Here is a 14,790-nt window from a genome sequence, read left to right on the forward strand (position 1 = left end):
AAATGTTTATCCGTTCAGCAGCTCGCTGACCCGCACAAGCGCAAGAAGAGATGCGCCTTTCTCTGCAAGCGCCTCATGAGCGCCGGCTTCCCGGTCAACAACGGTCACTACCCGGTCGACGTGCGCGCCGGCGGCACGCAGCGCCTCAAGACCGTAAAGGGCGCTTCCCCCGGACGTGGTCACGTCCTCGACCAGCAGCACATTCCTGCCGCTCACGTCGCCGATGATTGTCCCGGCTTTGCCGTGATCCTTCGCTTCTTTCCTGATGATCGCGTACGGCCTGCCGCTCGCGAGCGAGACGGCGACGGCGATCGGTACGGCGCCGACTGCCACCCCGGCCACCATATCGAACTCCCAACCTTCGGCAATGGCTTTTCCGATCGCTGCAAGGATGGCAGGCTTCGTTGTTGCGGCTTTGATGTCGATGTAGTAAGGACTCCGGGCTCCTGATGCGAGGACAAAATCTCCGAACTCGATGGCTCCGCTCTCGAGTAGCAGTGTCGCGATAGAATTTACCATGGTACCTCTTTAACTCCGATGTAATAACCGATAATGTTCACCACCCGGTGAAGGAGTGGTGTCATGACGACGATCCAGACAGCAATGGGTAAGGTGATATTCTCAAACAACCACTGGGGATAAACCAGGAGGATAAGCAGGAAGGAACCGATGACCAGATCGTACTGATCTGCCAGGAACCAGGATTCGCCCTGCTCTTTACCCAGCCTCCGTTTCAGGAAACTCTTGGCGAGATCACCGAGAAGTGCGCCTATCGCGAGCAGGGTGATAGAGAGAAACGTCTGCCGGGGAAGAGCGCCCAGGCTGAAGGCGGAGGCGGCCCAGATCTCGATGAGACCCACCAGCACCCCTGAGAGCACGCCTCCGATGAACCCCCGGTATGTCTTACCGTCACCAAAGATCCTTCTCCCGTCGGAAAACGTTCTCCCAAAGTCGATGGGTGTCCCGCCGCCGAAAACAGCAGCCGCTGAGTTCGGTACGTATGCCGGAATCATGATCCACAGCGCTGCAAGCCCGGCGAAGATCCAGTATCCGATGTCCGTGCTGATAAGTGCCAATAACCAGTACAATCAGTAAATATAAAGATTAAAGTGTCGAAATATGAGATACGAATGAAAGGTGGGCACGGTGAAAGAATGCTGATAAAAAAGACAAAAAGCCTCTGCCCAACATGCGGTCGCGTGCTCGACGCCGATATCGTTGAGGAAGAGGGAAAGGTCTGGCTGGTCCGTACCTGCCCTGAACACGGCGCGTACCGGGCTCTTTACTGGTCGGACGCAGAGATGTACCGGAGGTTCGAAGGCTATGAGCGCATCGGGAAAGGTGTTTTGAACCCGCAGAAGACATCTTCACCTGCAGGCTGCCCGAACGACTGCGGTGTCTGTGAGAATCACCGGTCGACGACGCTGCTTGCGAACATCGACCTGACGAACCGGTGTAACCTCAACTGCGACTTCTGCTTTGCAAACGCCCGGGCATGCGGTTACGTCTACGAGCCGACCTTCGATCAGATTGTGGGGATGCTGCGCATGTTGCGCGAGGAGAAGCCCGTTCCGGTTCCCGCCGTCCAGTTCTCGGGCGGCGAACCGACGATGCGCGACGATCTCCCCGAGCTCATCCGGAAAGCGAAAGAACTCGGGATGTCCCAGGTCCAGGTCGCGACAAACGGTATTCGGCTTGCACAGGAGCCCGGCTATGCCAGGCAGCTGAAAGAAGCAGGGCTCTCCACCGTCTACCTGCACTTCGACGGCATAAGCCGCGAGACGAACTCGAAACTCGCAAGCGACCGGCGGGCAATTGAGAACTGCGAACAGATCGGCATGGGAGTGGTGCTGGTCCCCACGGTCATCAATGGCAGAAACGATCACGAGGTGGGCGCCATCATCAAGTATGCCGCTGAGCATATCAACGTCATCCGGGGTGTAAACTACCAGCCGGTGGCGTTTACCGGTGCGGCAAGCGAGGATGACGTCAGGAAAGAGCGGATCACCATCCCGGACCTTGCGGAGCGGATCGAGGAGCAGACGGACGGCGTGATCAAGAAAGACTACTTCTACCCGGTGCCCTGTGTCGTCCCGATCTCCGAACTCGTCGAGGCCTACACCGGCAAACCCCAGATCTCGTTCACCACGCACCAGCACTGCGGCGCAGCGACCTACGTCTTCGTCACCGACGAGGGGATGGTTCCGGTCAACAAGATGGTGGACGTCGACGCCTTCTTCGAGTCGATCGAGAAGATGACGGCGAAACTCGCGAAAGGCGGGTCGCTCAACAAGTACATGACCCTCGTCGAAGGGGTCAAGGACCTCTACAGCTCCACGAGGAAGGCGGAGCAGAAGAATACCGGGGAGTTCATGAAGCTGATAGGAAAGGCCCTCGTGATGCAGAACTTCGAGTCCCTGCGTGAGTTCCACTGGAATGCCCTCTTCATCGGCACGATGCACTTCATGGACAAATACAACTACGACCTCTCCCGGGTGCAGCGGTGCTGCATCCACTACGCGACCCCCGACGGCCGCCTGATCCCGTTCTGCACCTACAACAGCGGCCCGGTCTACCGCGAGCAGGTCTGGAAAGCCTTCGCGCAGCCCCAGAAGGACGAGTGACCGCCTGCCCCATACGGAGCCGGGAGGGATTGGGCAACTCCCTCCCCGGCGGCTTTTCTTCGGTGCTCACGCTCAAGTTCTAGCGAACCGTCGCGTCCTACGGGCAGTCGTTCTCAGGATTGTTGCACCTTCGGCCAGCCTGTGCTCTGCGCCGTCACCACTCGCACCAGCGGCGTTCATGCGTGACATTTGGAATTGCTTCCCCGGCATGGATCCCGTGGGGATATTCGGGGTTCAAGTCGCGACGGACAAAACGTCCGGAGTGTGAGCACTGTCAGGTGCGAGTGCCGGGAGTCCCCAATCGACATGAGGAAAGATGCCCGTGCAGTGGACCGTGGGAGTATCGCCATGCACTGCCCCCGCGCCTCAGGGGCGGGGGAGGAGCGCGAAGCGCGGGTGGGGTGGGGGTTACAGGCGCCCATTACGCGGTAGAGACAGGGGAGGGGGGTTTCCCCCCCTCCCCGTCAGCCCCTCCCCCAATGGCGATATCCCCTTGAAATCCGTGCCAGTGTGACTGCAGAAAATTGCCAGATACGAAGAGCGTGAGAACAGTCAGGTTTGGATCGCGCAAAACCTGTGGAGATTGGCCTATGGATCCACTGAGATCGTGATAAGGCCCGATCTATAGATTCGGGCCTGTTCCAAGGATAACTGCCTTGAGGAGGTTCCCGCAGGGCCGATCTCACGGAAACGGCAGTTCGTATCCCCCGTCCCCGTCCCGCAGGACGAGAGCGGCGATGGCGAGATCCTGTATGGCAAGCCCGGTGGAGTCGAAGACCGTGATGGCGTCCGGGGACGACCTTCCCTTCTTCCCGACAACGACCTCGCCGAGGGTTCCCGCGATCCGGGCGGGGTCGTAGTATCCGGTACTGATCGGGACGTTTACCTCGCCCGAGTGGGTCGCCTGGCCGGGGTCGTCGACGAAGACCTCGGCTTTCTTGAGGATCGCGGGATCCAGTTCCTGTTTGCCGGGGGCGTCCGCGCCTATCGCGTTGATGTGCGTCCCTTCCCGGACCCAGTCTGCCATCACGATCGGTTTCGTCACCGGCGTCGTCGTGGTCAGAACATCGCAGTCGCAGGCGCGCTCAATCGGAACGCTCCGGGCATTGTATTCGGAGTAGCGCGCTGCAAAAGCCTCAGCACTCTTCTCAGTCCTGCTCCAGACCAGGATCTCCTCGATCGCGAGCGAGGCGGCCGTCGCCTCGACCTGCGCCTCCGCCTGCCGCCCGGCCCCCACGATCCCGAGGGTGACGGGCTGCCGGGCCGCGAGATATTTCGCCGCAATGGCGCCTGCCGCCCCGGTACGCATCGCGGTAAGTTCGGTGGCGTTGATGATCGCTTCCGGGACGCCCGTCTCCACATCGATGATCACGGTGAGCGCCATGACGGTGGGAAGGCCTTTTGCCCGGTTATGTGGGTGGACGTTGACGATCTTTACCCCGGCAATCCCGAGTGCCGGGAGGTATGCGGGCATCGTCCGGAAGTCCCCGTTCTCGATGAACGTCACGTAGACCTTCGGCGGCATCTGGACGCCGCCTCTCCCGTGCTCGGCAAAGGCTGCTTCAATCGCCGGATTCACTTCGGCGTACGGCGGGTATCCGGAATGGACCGGGTAATACTTCATCAGGCGTTCACCCCGTGGTATCGGCGCTCCTCCTTGCAGGGCTGCCGGCAGGGTTGCCTCGCCGTTCTCCTCGATCCGATGGAGAGATGCATAGAACTACTCCGGCGGGCGGAGATATCAACTGTTTGGTGCGAAGAGAACCGGGCGTGTTTACGGCAGAAATACGTGTGTACAGGGCCTGCCGTAAATAGGCCTCGCGTGCACCGTTGATGCGGTTCGCCGGGAGAGAGCAGGAAGTGCCGGAGCCGTTCCTTCTCTCACCCTGAGTTATCCTGCATGCCCCGTATCGAGAGCCGGATCAGGCCAAGATTGGCGTCCGACTTTGTGAGTATGCAGAGGGAGAGGTCCCCGTAGGGCGCGATGATGAGCTTCCCTGCCGGGGTCTCGAGGATCATCTGGGAAAGGTCTCCCATCTCGATATCGGTGGTGATGCTGGTGCCGGCACGAAGCAGGTCTTCAGCGACCGCAGCCACATGCTCAAAATCTGCAGAACCCAGCGATTGAAGAGCAAATCCTTCGTGGAAGACCGATACGGCAATGACACCCGGCTGCCGCGCGATCTGGTCAAGCCGACCCGTACCTGCTGACGGAGTCCATGCAGCAGCGTTTATGCCGCCTTCACTGATCCGGCACCCGGTCTCGCGAGCGACCTCCCGGGCCACCTCGGTCTCTTCGGCCGTGTACGCGATAAGTTCGTAATTGAACGACGGTCGATCGAGCAGGTGCCTGTAGGCTTCGTCTCCGCTGAGCAGCAGACCTTTTCCGGTGTCCTCGATCGCGGCTGCGTACGGGCTCCCGCCCTGGACCAGGACAAACCCCGTCCCTTCGGGCTCATGGATACGCACTGCCCCTGTGAAGTGAGGGCTGAGCGAAGCAAGGGCCGAAAGAGGCCCCTGCAGTCGTCCGAGTGAGACGCCATCGGGTAGCATCGTCTCACAGAGCAGCAGTTATGCGGTCTCTGTTCTTCTTCAGCTCGTACCGGATTCGCCCGACGTTGACGTTCGCGTTCGCTACGATGGCGATCAACTCGTCCTCTGAGAGAGGGGAGAGCAGGATGGGTCCATTCTCCAGTTCGATGAGCATCTGAGACATCTCTCCCTTCCCGAGCTCGTTGCTCATTGCCTCAGACGTACCCATCCCTGTCGATGCCATGGCGCCCAGGGCTTCGACGTCCACATCCCCGGCAACGACGCTCTCGATCACAAAGCCGTCCCGTCCCGCCACGACTGCGGCGATAACTCCGTCAAGTTTCAGAAATTCTCCCAGGATCTGTTTTAACATTGTGTCACCTCATGTTCTCCTGACACACTCGATTTTGAGAGGCATCCGGCCGATCGCGTGTGTTGCGCACGATATGCAGGGGTCATACGCCCTGATGATCATCTCGATGCGATTCGCCGCCCCTTCAGTCAACGCTCCGTTCTCCACCACCCGGCGTGCCATATCCTCCACGCCCCGGTCCATCGCGTAGTTGTTCTGGCAGGTCGCCACGATAAGGTTGCACCGCTCGATGATGCCGGCTTCATTAACGGTATAGTCGTGGATCAGGGTCCCCCGGGGAGCCTCGATGATCCCGACACCTCGCCGGTTCACGACTGCTCCAACCGGCGCCCGGATGTCCATGCCGGTGATGCCGGGGTCTGAGAGCAACTCTACGGCCTGCTCGCACGAGGCGATGAACTCGATGTAGCGTGCCAGATGATAGGCAAGTGCAGCCTGGGTGGCGGTGCCGAACCGCTCGCGGTACTCCACGAGGGCGGCGTCCGCGTGCTCCGTGCCCATCTTCTCCACGATGTTGAGCCGGGCGAGTGGCCCGACCCGGTAGTACTCTCCGCCCTTGAACCGGGCGAACTTCAGGTATGACCAGTCCTCTGAGTACTCCTCGATGAAGTTCGTGTAATCCGGGCCGGAGAACGAACCGATTCTGCCTCCGCCAGAACCGAGCATCGCAACAGGCCCATCATAGGTCGAGTAGACTCCATGATTGGTCATCCCGAGGAACCCGGTCGTTACAGCCCCGATCTCCGTGTCGACGCCGTCGAGAAGGCTGCGTGCGATCTCCCATCCCTCGCGGGCGATTTGAAGTGCTTCATCTGCCATTGTCGCCAGTTCGGCCCTCTTCCCTTCCGTGAGCGGTGTCGACATCCCGCCGGGGAGCGCGTTTGCCGGATGGATGGGTTTGCCGCCGACCGCCTCCGTCAGGCGCTGGCCGAACTTCCGGACCGCGATCGCTTTCTTCGCGAGCTCCGGCGAGTGGCGGGCTAGCCCGATGACATTGCGTGTCTCCGCCGGTGCATCGTGGCCCAGGATGAAGTCGGGGGCCGCGAGCATGAAGAAATGGAGGGCATGGGAGTGAATGAACTGCCCGATGTTGAGGAGTTCCCGGAGTTTCTTTCCGGTCGCAGGTGGTTCGACGCCGAAGATCTGGTCGGTTGCCTTTGCCGCCGCCAGATGGTGGGCCGAGGGGCATATCCCGCAGATACGGGGCGTGATCCGGGGCGCCTCCTCGATTGCAGCGCCGATGAGGAACTTCTCGAACCCTCTGAGTTCAACGACCTGGAAGTGGGCCGAATCAACCTCTCCCTGGTCGTTGAGGTAGATCCTGATGCCGGCGTGCCCCTCAATCCGGGTTACCGGGCTGATTGTGATCTCTTTCATCTGCTCCTCTCCTTTACCAGATCCCGGATCTTTGAGTTCTCTTTGTCCTCCATGATCAGGCTCCCGATAGTGAAGGCGTACATCGTGTGTGCGACGTCGTAGAGTTCCTTCTCCACCTCTTTCTGTGGCTTATCGGTGAGATCCGAAATTCTCCGCGCCATCATGCCGTAGATATCCCGGCAGGGTTCGCGGAGGATATCGAGCGAGGGGCCGTTGCACCCGTGGCACGGGATGTTGTTTTTGGGGCACGACGCTCCGCACCTCCCGAACGTGACGCTCCCAAGACAGAGGTAGCCCTGCCCGAGCAGGCAGTGCTCGCGGTCGGGAACACCCTCGTGCCGCCGCTTGAGCGTCCAGTTCTCGACCGGTCCCATGACCCTGTCGCATTCCGAACAGACGGACTTGCGTGAGAGTTCGAGGGTATCCCCTGCGATCATTGCCGGGATGATCTGCTTTAAGAACGCCTCTTTGGGCGGACAGCCCACGATGTAATAATCGATCTTCACGAGGTCGCCCACCGCAAACGCCCGGTAGAGGAACGGCGGCACGTCTGTTGGGATAACCCCGTCGGGCTTCGTCGTTTCAACCTCCCGGTAGACGCAGGAGAAGAGGTCCTCGTTCGAGCTCAGCATTGAGAGACCCGATACACCCCCGTAGCAGGCGCAGGTCCCGAGCGCGACAAGCGTCTTTGCCCGCCTCCGGATCTTCTCAAGGCGTTCGCGGTTCTCTTCGTTTCTCACGGCTCCGGTCACGAATGCGATATCGATGCCCTCGGGAGGTTCCTTGACGTCCATGATCACCGGGGAGTAGACGATCTCCGCTTCCGCGACGACGTCAAGGAGCATTTCATGGAGATCCAGCACCGCGATCGTGCATCCCGAACATCCTGCCAGTTCCTCAATAGCAATCTTCATCGTTTTGCCTCATTTCAGGATGAGTTTCTTCAGGCAGGCGTTCGGGCCGGTGTGGACGATCTCCAGTTTGGCCTTTCTGCCGGTGATCTCTTCGATCGCGCCGACAACATAGCCGAAAAGCGTCTGGCAGAGCGGACCGCCCTGCTCGAGACCGTTGCGCCGGAGCGTCTGGCGGACAATGCAGTCGTGGAAGACAAGGTAGATGAACGTCTCGCCGTTCTCCTCGATGATGAACGTCTCCTTGTCCTCGGGTTTCCAGACCTCGAAGGAGTACTGCCCCCGAAGCAGGTCGGAGAGTTCGTGGAGCGCACCCTCCACGTCTTCGCGTTTCTGGAAGTACTTGGCGACTTCGTGGCCGAACTTCTTTCCGGCCCGGTAGGTGACTGCGTTTGCCCCTCTACCCGCGATCTCTTCAAGCGACCTGATGATCAGGCCGTTGAGTTTCATCACGCCATGGAGCGTCTGTTCCATCTCTTTGGGTTTCGGTGAGCATTCGAGGGGAATATCCTCGGAACGATAGGCGAGATCGGAGTGGAAAGCCTCATGCAGTTCATCGATATACCCTGCGCTCATCAGATCACCTTCCGAAGCATTTCGCAGACCTTGATGTCGATGTAATGCCTCCGGGCAGGATAGACGCCACGGTGCTCAAGCGCCTGGGCCGGGCAGATCTCATGACAGGACAGGCATCCCATGCAGTTATTCGGCCTGACCGCGACACTCACGTTATTCTGGAGTTCGTACACGTGCATCGGACAGTCCTTTACGCAGAGACCGCACCCGACACATGCGTCCTTATCCACATGTATTTCCATTACGAGCCCTCTGCATGTGGTTAACACTTCCTGCTATTAAAAGTATATAGTTTGTTCGTTACAGGGATGCCCGCTGGAGAAGATGATTCCGGATTTTATGCGTTTTTATTGTACATTGGGGCGTAATGGGGTTTTTAATCGAGCGTATAGAATATAATCCCGCTCATGCACAGGCGGCGGAAATGGATCGAGGAGACTGTCCCGTCTGGATGTTCTCCGTTCATGGCGCACCGGGGCGAGCTCCCCGGTGCCTGTACGATCGTTATCCGTGGCTTCCTATGCATAGGATGCCTGGACGTCAAAAAAGGCGGTGATGAGCGTGATAGGCCATGCCAGCCTCAAGCATCACGCTTTTGCCCGGAAGAGCGCGCGGGCGAGCCGATCGACGAAACCTTCCCGGGCAGCCTCTGTCTCCTCTTCGATGTATTCGATGCCGGCCACATCGGCAGAGATGCGCTTAAAGGCCCTTGATGCTCTGGATGTCGGATACTTTATCACGATCGGCGACCTTCCGGCCGACGCACGTCGGACGTTGGGGTCTTCCGGTATGACCCCGAGCACCCGGACTCCGAGGAGTTTCTCCATCTGTGCCCGGTTGAACTCATCCTCACTTCCGCCGACCCGGTTGATGATCGCCCCCTCAATGTGCCCGCCGACCGTCTCGGTCAGGATCTTCGTCTTTAAGGCGTCGACGATCGAGGAGATCTCAGGATTTACGACAAGGATCACCCCGTCGGCAATCGTCAGCGGGATGACGCCGTCCCTGCTGATACCCGCAGGAGCATCAAGGACCAGGATGTCGAACTCGCTCACAAGGTCCGTCATGATATCCTTGAGCCGGTCCGGATTAGACTGCTGAAAGCCCTGCAGGGAGAGCCCGCATGGGACAACCTTCACGCCGAGCGGTCCATCGTAAATGGCGTCCCTGACACGGGCTTTACCCGACAGCACCTCGTGCAGGGTCACCGGCAGGTTTTCAAGCCCGAGAATAAGCCCAAGATTCGCCATTCCAACGTCGGCATCCAGGATGCACGTCTTCTTCCCGTATTGAGCAAGCATCGGCCCCAGATTCGCTGTGACCGTCGTTTTGCCGGTGCCGCCTTTACCGGATGCAATCGTATATACTTTTACCATGTAATCACTCGCTGTTTTGATCTCTCCGGATTTACACCCAGTGCTGCAGGCTGTCCTGGACATCCTGTTCGAGTGCGTTCATCTGTTCGGCAGAGAGGTGCTCTGATGGGTGGATGATGCCGACCACCGTCTCCCCGCGGCAGGGGATACCAAGGAGTTCAGCACCGGCCTCGTCATGCAGTTTTCCCTGCGTGTAGAGGTAACTATACCGCGCGGCCTCACCTTCGCTGCCCGGTTTCGTCGAGCCGATCAGGAGGCCGTCCGTGGTCGCCAGCGTGAAGGATGCAAGACTGTATTTCTTACTGATTGCACCGAGCGTTTCCTCCAGGCTTCCCATAGTCCGGGGATCGATCTTCGCAAGAGACTTCGTCCGCTCGACCGGGATCGGTTGTGCAACGATCCCCTGTTCTTCTCCGGCCTCCGCATCACGGGGGGCTTGTGTGGGCTGCTGCCCGGCGAGTGCCTCATAGATCCTCGAAAGGAAATAAAAGGTACCCGTGAAACCAGCTATCACCGCCACTGTGATGCTAACGAGGAATATCTGGATGATTCCTGATGAGTCCATTCTGTTATCAGCTCCTGCATGTTCTACGTATCTTTGTCCTGAATAAGATGGTCTAGATGAATGTTCCGGAGCATATCCTTGCAATTTATCCTGAAACTGCTGACGAGTTGCTCGACGTCCATCTCATCCATTTTCTGGACGAGCATTTCGATCTCGTCGTCCCCTGACTGAGACGCCTCGGCCGTCTCCTGCATAGGTTTCACTCCAGGCATAGGAATGCGATGCATCTCTGCGTGCGACTCCGGAGGATGTTTCGGAGAAGGTGCCGTACCGGCCTTCTTCAGCCCGGTGGACGGCTTCGTTCCGTCGAAAGCAGTCTTCCCCGGCGACGGTCTTTTCCGTCGTCCGGCATCGGAATCTCCGGTCGCAAACGGGCGGTTGAATTCCAGGGCGAGTTTCACCTGCTCAGGCGTCAGAGTGTTCAACTCTGCCGCCACTTCGGTCTCGCTGCCCTCCAGTATCGCATCCGGTACGTGCTGCCCTTTCATGTCCCCATATTCGGCAAGCACAACCAGACCTTCGTTCAGCACCAGGGTAGCACTCTCGCTGCCAAGGACGATCGTGCAGACCCCGGTAAATTGTGTTGAACCCATCTCCTCTGTCAAGGCACGGGATGTCGTGGACTTGATAAGGCGATGAAACCGACCGCGCGGCAGTTGCATTCAGACATCTTTAGTTCAGTCGGAGGAAATAAACTTTGCCATTCATGCCCCTAGAAAGAAGCCAGATTTGCTGAGATTGGGATGCTTCAACTGCATACTTTTAAAAAGGGTCTCCTGAGACCGCTGCCCACCCCCACAGGATCCTGAGGATCTCCTGCTCGGCAACGCGGACTCCTTTTTCTACTGCCGGGTCTATCTCCTGACTGAATGACCGGATCTCGCCTACTTCAATCCCAACGGTCACGATCTCTGTGGCATACCCGAGTTCGCGGGCTATTGCCACCACCTCCCCGATCCCCATATCGTGGAATACGTATGCCGGAAGATCCCAGGAGGGCGGCGTTTCGAATGTGAGGACAGCGCCGATATGGTCGCCAATATCCACCATCGCATCGACGATCACCACCTTCTCGTAGCCTTCCATCAGTGGGATAAGGCCAAAACCTCCGGTGCCGCCGTCGATCACGTCGACGCCGGGGAATCTCCCTTCGAAGAGGCGCATCGCCTGAATCCCCGCCCCGTCGTTTCCCATCAGGGGGTTCCCGCACCCGATGATACAGACCTGGTTCTTCTGCATGGTCTTCTTCCCTATCGATTATATCCGGCAAGGTACAAAACGGTACTGAAAACCCTCTGGCCGCGAACGGTAAGTCCCGGGAGCGGGATGTGAGACGCATGATCCATATCATACCTAAACCGACCGATACGCCGGACGACAACTCGACCGGCGCTGTGATACGGGAACTGGAGAGAGCCGATGCCCCATACAGCATCCTTGACCTCGGTGCAGTCGACCCCCTCGATTCCGGGCTTGAGAATGAACTTGTATGGGTCTGCGGGATCCGGCAGGACGGGCATCAGTTCGAGACCTTGAACGTGCTCTCGCTCCAGAACCGGGTGATCAATACACCCGAAAGCATCGTTTTTTGTGCATCCAAAGTGATGACGACCGCTCTCCTGCTCGCAAACGGTGTGCGGACACCGGAGACGGCCTACATACAATCGGAGGCTCAGGCGCGGGAATTCCTTCTACGGCATGGGAAGGCCGTTTACAAGCCGCTCTACGGGTATGACGGGAACGGTATCAGGCTCGTGACGAGGCCGGAGGAGCTCGGGCCGGGGCCGTGGTACCTGCAGGAGTATATCCCGAACGACCGGGACTTCCGCGTCTTCGTCCTCGGCGGGGAGGCTGTCGGCGCGATAGCCCGGGTCTCCGATAGCCTGATGCACAATATCCACCAGGGCGGGATCGGCACGCCGGTCCCGATCGATGAGGAGATGCGCGCCATCGCTGAGGCGTCGGCGTCGGCGCTCGGGATCGACTACTGCGGCGTTGATCTCCTCCGTGACCGGGAAGGCTACACGGTTCTTGAGGTGAACGGGACGCCGAACTGGCACTGCATGGCGGCACCTATCCCGAAGCTGCTTGCTATGTACCTCATCGAGAATGAGCGCGGGATGCGTGCCTGAGGAGAGGAGGGGAGTAATCGGAGGGTTCCCGGCCTCCGATACTATATTTGCGTCGATGTTACTGGAGATACTCAATCTCTTTTAATGTCTTCTCTGCAAGTTCTTTCATCCGGGCGGAGATCCGGCCCGATGACGAGAACTCCACATCTTTCATGGCATTTGCAAGTTCCGTTCCGAGCACGAATATTGCATATTTGTGTTCCATTTTGCTCTTATGCACCTGAGAAGGGTCTATCTTCAACGCATAATACTGTGAAAATTTCAACTCCTGGTTCTGCAACTCAAAAAAGTCTTTAATCTCAGTGAGAATCCCATGTAAGGCTATTAACTCTTCCTTGTGCATATTCTCTCCCAGAGATAAAAATAGTGGATATAAATATATATAAATTTGCACCCGGGATAGCCATCACCCTATCTTTATAAGCCTGATGGACAGCGGACGCTTTATAATTCCTTTAAAGTCCCGGGCAGCCACGAACTCGAGGTCCCTTCCCCCGAGCTGATCAAGAAGTTTCTGGTCGATGACGCGATCGACGACGAGCCCTTCAACATCGCCGTTCAGGTTCTGGAGTGCGCCCTCGACGTCGGTAGCGTTCGATTCTAAGAGGACTGTGTAGTCCGGGGAGAGGAATCGCGCAATCTTTTTATCCCGGACATCGGCCATGTGCTCGCCGAGTGTCGAGGCCGGCTTCCGGCTTTCCTCTCTCCTGTTCCTCTGCCGGTGTGGCGACCGCTCGTCTTCACCGGCGGGAACCTGCACTTCGGCAGGGCCGGCGCATGCAGGCAACCGCTCTCCACCCTCATCGTCGGGGGACGGGGCGGTGATCACCTCCGCAGGCACTTTGTTCCGGAGCGCCTTGACGATCTCCTTGCGGCTCATCTCCTCGACGCTCTTTCCCCGCGGACTGTATGCTACGAAGTCGATCTCGGCGATCTGGAGGAGCTCGCGGAGGATCAGTTCTCCGCCCCGGTCCCCGTCGAGCAGGGTCGTCGCGGTCTTCTGCGAGCAGAGGTCGATGATGATGCGCGGAACGTGGGTTCCTTCGACTGCGACCGCATTCTTGATCCCATACCGCAGCAGGTTGATGACGTCGGCCCGCCCCTCGACGATGATGATGGCGTCGGAGGCCATGACGTTCGGGCCTGCATGCACCCTCTCTTCACCGAGGTATTCGAGTTTCTCTATCCGGATGACCTCCCTGACCTCATCGAGCAGATCGTCGCTGTTGATGGCGCCTTCGTCGAAGTCTTCGAGGAGGAGTTCTTTGGCGCGCTCGACAATCTTGCGCCGTTTAGTCACCCGTATATCTTCGATGCGGTCAACTTTCACGCGGGCCGTGCACGGCCCGACCCGGTCGATCGTCTCGAGCGACGATGCAAGGAGGGCGGTCTCCGCCCGATCCAGTGATGATGAAATGAGTATCTCGCCTTTTGTCTCTCCCCGCTTCGTGGTTATCTGAACGTCGATTCTGCCGACGCGACCGGTTCTCTGTAAATCACGCAGGTCGAGGTCTTCGCCGAGCAAACCCTCGGTCTGGCCGAAGATGGCGCCCACTACGTCGGGTTTATCAACCACCCCCTCGATCTGCAGAGTAAGATGAATGAGGTACTTTGTAGTTTCTGGTGAGTACATGGAGTCTTGCCTCCTTTCAGTGTAAATCCGATCGCCGTATGCCGCACGGGGTTTTCATGCGCGCGGGCATAGGGTCGATTATATATCTAGGGTGCAATTACTTAAACCAGATGGCGATCCGAACGCAAGATTTTTTAAAAGCAAAATCCAAAAACACGGGCCTGTGGGGTTCGCATTTGAATTTATCTCCCGAGATAGTTCTCCCGTGATTAAAGCTGTTTCATCCCGACGGTCCCGATTCTTGCACCTGCACCGGATCAGGCACCGGCGGCATTCAGGGATGCGAGAACAGAGGATTTCGATAAACCGGCGATCGCCACGGTCTTTGAGGAAGATGTGTGCCCGGCGACGATACTCACGTCGGCGCGGGGGACATTGAACGTCTCCGCAAGGAGGTTGATAATAGCGCGGTTTGCCTTCCCGCCGACGGCAGGGGCTGCCACCTGGCATCGAACGCTCTTTCGCCACTCGTTGTAGCCGGCCGGAAACGAGGGCCGTTTCGCACCTGCCGTAACGTCGAGCGCGATAATCACTCCGTGCGAATTTTCGACGACGGCATCTGCGTAGGGTTCCATAGAAAAGACCTCTTGAAAGGGATGTCGCCCGGCACTAACGATCGATGCTCACAGGCGGCTGTTGCCGATCCTCACCCGATCGTACCCATATGCCAGGCGTGCCTGTCGCGCACCTG

Annotated in this window: 18 protein-coding genes; 2 read left to right on the forward strand and 16 right to left on the reverse strand. The window is 58.5% G+C overall.

What is annotated here, in order from left to right:
* Positions 1-6: 6 nt before the first annotated feature.
* Together pyrE and HL657_RS10290 are read right to left on the reverse strand one after the other, a co-directional pair.
* Positions 7-519, reverse strand: a complete 513-nt coding sequence (pyrE, locus tag HL657_RS10285) for an orotate phosphoribosyltransferase (protein ID WP_317296730.1) — start codon at positions 517-519, stop codon at positions 7-9.
* Positions 513-1,013, reverse strand: coding sequence for a CDP-2,3-bis-(O-geranylgeranyl)-sn-glycerol synthase (locus tag HL657_RS10290; RefSeq protein WP_317296782.1), 501 nt, complete (start codon positions 1,011-1,013; stop codon positions 513-515). The genes pyrE and HL657_RS10290 overlap by 7 nt, the downstream gene beginning before the upstream one ends.
* Positions 1,014-1,154: 141 nt before the next feature.
* Between HL657_RS10290 and tes the strand changes: the two genes are divergently transcribed.
* Positions 1,155-2,624: a tetraether lipid synthase Tes gene (gene tes / locus HL657_RS10295; RefSeq protein ID WP_317296731.1), complete on the forward strand. Its 1,470-nt coding sequence runs from the start codon at positions 1,155-1,157 to the stop codon at positions 2,622-2,624.
* A 682-nt stretch (positions 2,625-3,306) separates the two neighbouring features.
* Here tes and HL657_RS10300 read toward each other — a convergent pair.
* The 11 genes from HL657_RS10300 to HL657_RS10350 all read right to left on the reverse strand — a co-directional run bounded on the left by HL657_RS10300 (position 3,307) and on the right by HL657_RS10350 (position 11,573).
* Positions 3,307-4,248: an ornithine cyclodeaminase family protein gene (locus HL657_RS10300; protein ID WP_317296732.1), complete on the reverse strand. Its 942-nt coding sequence runs from the start codon at positions 4,246-4,248 to the stop codon at positions 3,307-3,309.
* A gap of 257 nt (positions 4,249-4,505) precedes the next feature.
* Positions 4,506-5,093, reverse strand: a complete 588-nt coding sequence (locus tag HL657_RS10305) for a roadblock/LC7 domain-containing protein (RefSeq protein WP_317296733.1) — start codon at positions 5,091-5,093, stop codon at positions 4,506-4,508.
* A gap of 88 nt (positions 5,094-5,181) precedes the next feature.
* The gene (locus HL657_RS10310) at positions 5,182-5,529 is read right to left on the reverse strand and encodes a roadblock/LC7 domain-containing protein (protein ID WP_317296734.1); all 348 of its coding nucleotides are present in this window, start codon (positions 5,527-5,529) and stop codon (positions 5,182-5,184) included.
* Positions 5,530-5,538: 9 nt separating this feature from the next.
* The gene (locus HL657_RS10315; protein ID WP_317296735.1) at positions 5,539-6,906 is read right to left on the reverse strand and encodes a Ni/Fe hydrogenase subunit alpha; all 1,368 of its coding nucleotides are present in this window, start codon (positions 6,904-6,906) and stop codon (positions 5,539-5,541) included.
* Complete coding sequence (locus tag HL657_RS10320) at positions 6,903-7,820, reverse strand: NADH-quinone oxidoreductase subunit B family protein (RefSeq protein WP_317296736.1); 918 nt, start codon at positions 7,818-7,820, stop codon at positions 6,903-6,905. Before HL657_RS10320 ends, HL657_RS10315 begins: the two co-directional genes overlap by 4 nt.
* Positions 7,821-7,829: 9 nt before the next feature.
* Positions 7,830-8,393, reverse strand: coding sequence for a hydrocarbon binding protein (contains V4R domain) (locus HL657_RS10325; protein ID WP_317296737.1), 564 nt, complete (start codon positions 8,391-8,393; stop codon positions 7,830-7,832).
* Positions 8,393-8,635, reverse strand: a complete 243-nt coding sequence (locus tag HL657_RS10330) for a 4Fe-4S dicluster domain-containing protein (RefSeq protein WP_317296738.1) — start codon at positions 8,633-8,635, stop codon at positions 8,393-8,395. The genes HL657_RS10325 and HL657_RS10330 overlap by 1 nt, the downstream gene beginning before the upstream one ends.
* 345 nt (positions 8,636-8,980) lie before the next feature.
* Positions 8,981-9,769 (reverse strand): cell division ATPase MinD, encoded by a 789-nt coding sequence (gene minD / locus HL657_RS10335; RefSeq protein WP_317296739.1) that lies wholly within the window; start codon positions 9,767-9,769, stop codon positions 8,981-8,983.
* Between the two features lie 31 nt (positions 9,770-9,800).
* On the reverse strand, positions 9,801-10,334 hold the full coding sequence (locus HL657_RS10340) for a hypothetical protein (protein ID WP_317296740.1): 534 nt from the start codon (positions 10,332-10,334) through the stop codon (positions 9,801-9,803).
* A gap of 23 nt (positions 10,335-10,357) precedes the next feature.
* Entirely contained in the window at positions 10,358-10,996 is a 639-nt protein-coding gene (locus HL657_RS10345) for a hypothetical protein (protein ID WP_317296741.1), read from the reverse strand.
* 100 nt (positions 10,997-11,096) lie between these two features.
* Positions 11,097-11,573, reverse strand: a complete 477-nt coding sequence (locus tag HL657_RS10350; protein ID WP_317296742.1) for a hydrogenase maturation protease — start codon at positions 11,571-11,573, stop codon at positions 11,097-11,099.
* 98 nt (positions 11,574-11,671) lie between these two features.
* Here HL657_RS10350 and HL657_RS10355 point away from each other — a divergent pair, with 98 nt between their 5' ends.
* Positions 11,672-12,466 (forward strand): ATP-grasp domain-containing protein, encoded by a 795-nt coding sequence (locus tag HL657_RS10355; protein ID WP_317296783.1) that lies wholly within the window; start codon positions 11,672-11,674, stop codon positions 12,464-12,466.
* Positions 12,467-12,524: 58 nt separating this feature from the next.
* Here the strand turns inward: HL657_RS10355 and HL657_RS10360 are convergent, their stop codons facing one another.
* The 3 genes from HL657_RS10360 to HL657_RS10370 all read right to left on the reverse strand — a co-directional run bounded on the left by HL657_RS10360 (position 12,525) and on the right by HL657_RS10370 (position 14,674).
* Positions 12,525-12,809 (reverse strand): UPF0058 family protein, encoded by a 285-nt coding sequence (locus HL657_RS10360; RefSeq protein ID WP_011843860.1) that lies wholly within the window; start codon positions 12,807-12,809, stop codon positions 12,525-12,527.
* Positions 12,810-12,872: 63 nt separating this feature from the next.
* A complete protein-coding gene (dnaG, locus tag HL657_RS10365; protein ID WP_317296743.1) occupies positions 12,873-14,099 on the reverse strand; it encodes a DNA primase DnaG in 1,227 nt (408 codons plus the stop codon).
* A 257-nt stretch (positions 14,100-14,356) separates the two neighbouring features.
* Positions 14,357-14,674, reverse strand: coding sequence for a DUF167 domain-containing protein (locus tag HL657_RS10370; protein ID WP_317296744.1), 318 nt, complete (start codon positions 14,672-14,674; stop codon positions 14,357-14,359).
* Positions 14,675-14,790: the final 116 nt, after the last annotated feature.

The sequence above is a fragment of the Methanoculleus nereidis genome, assembly GCF_032944295.1.
Lineage (GTDB): Archaea > Halobacteriota > Methanomicrobia > Methanomicrobiales > Methanoculleaceae > Methanoculleus > Methanoculleus nereidis.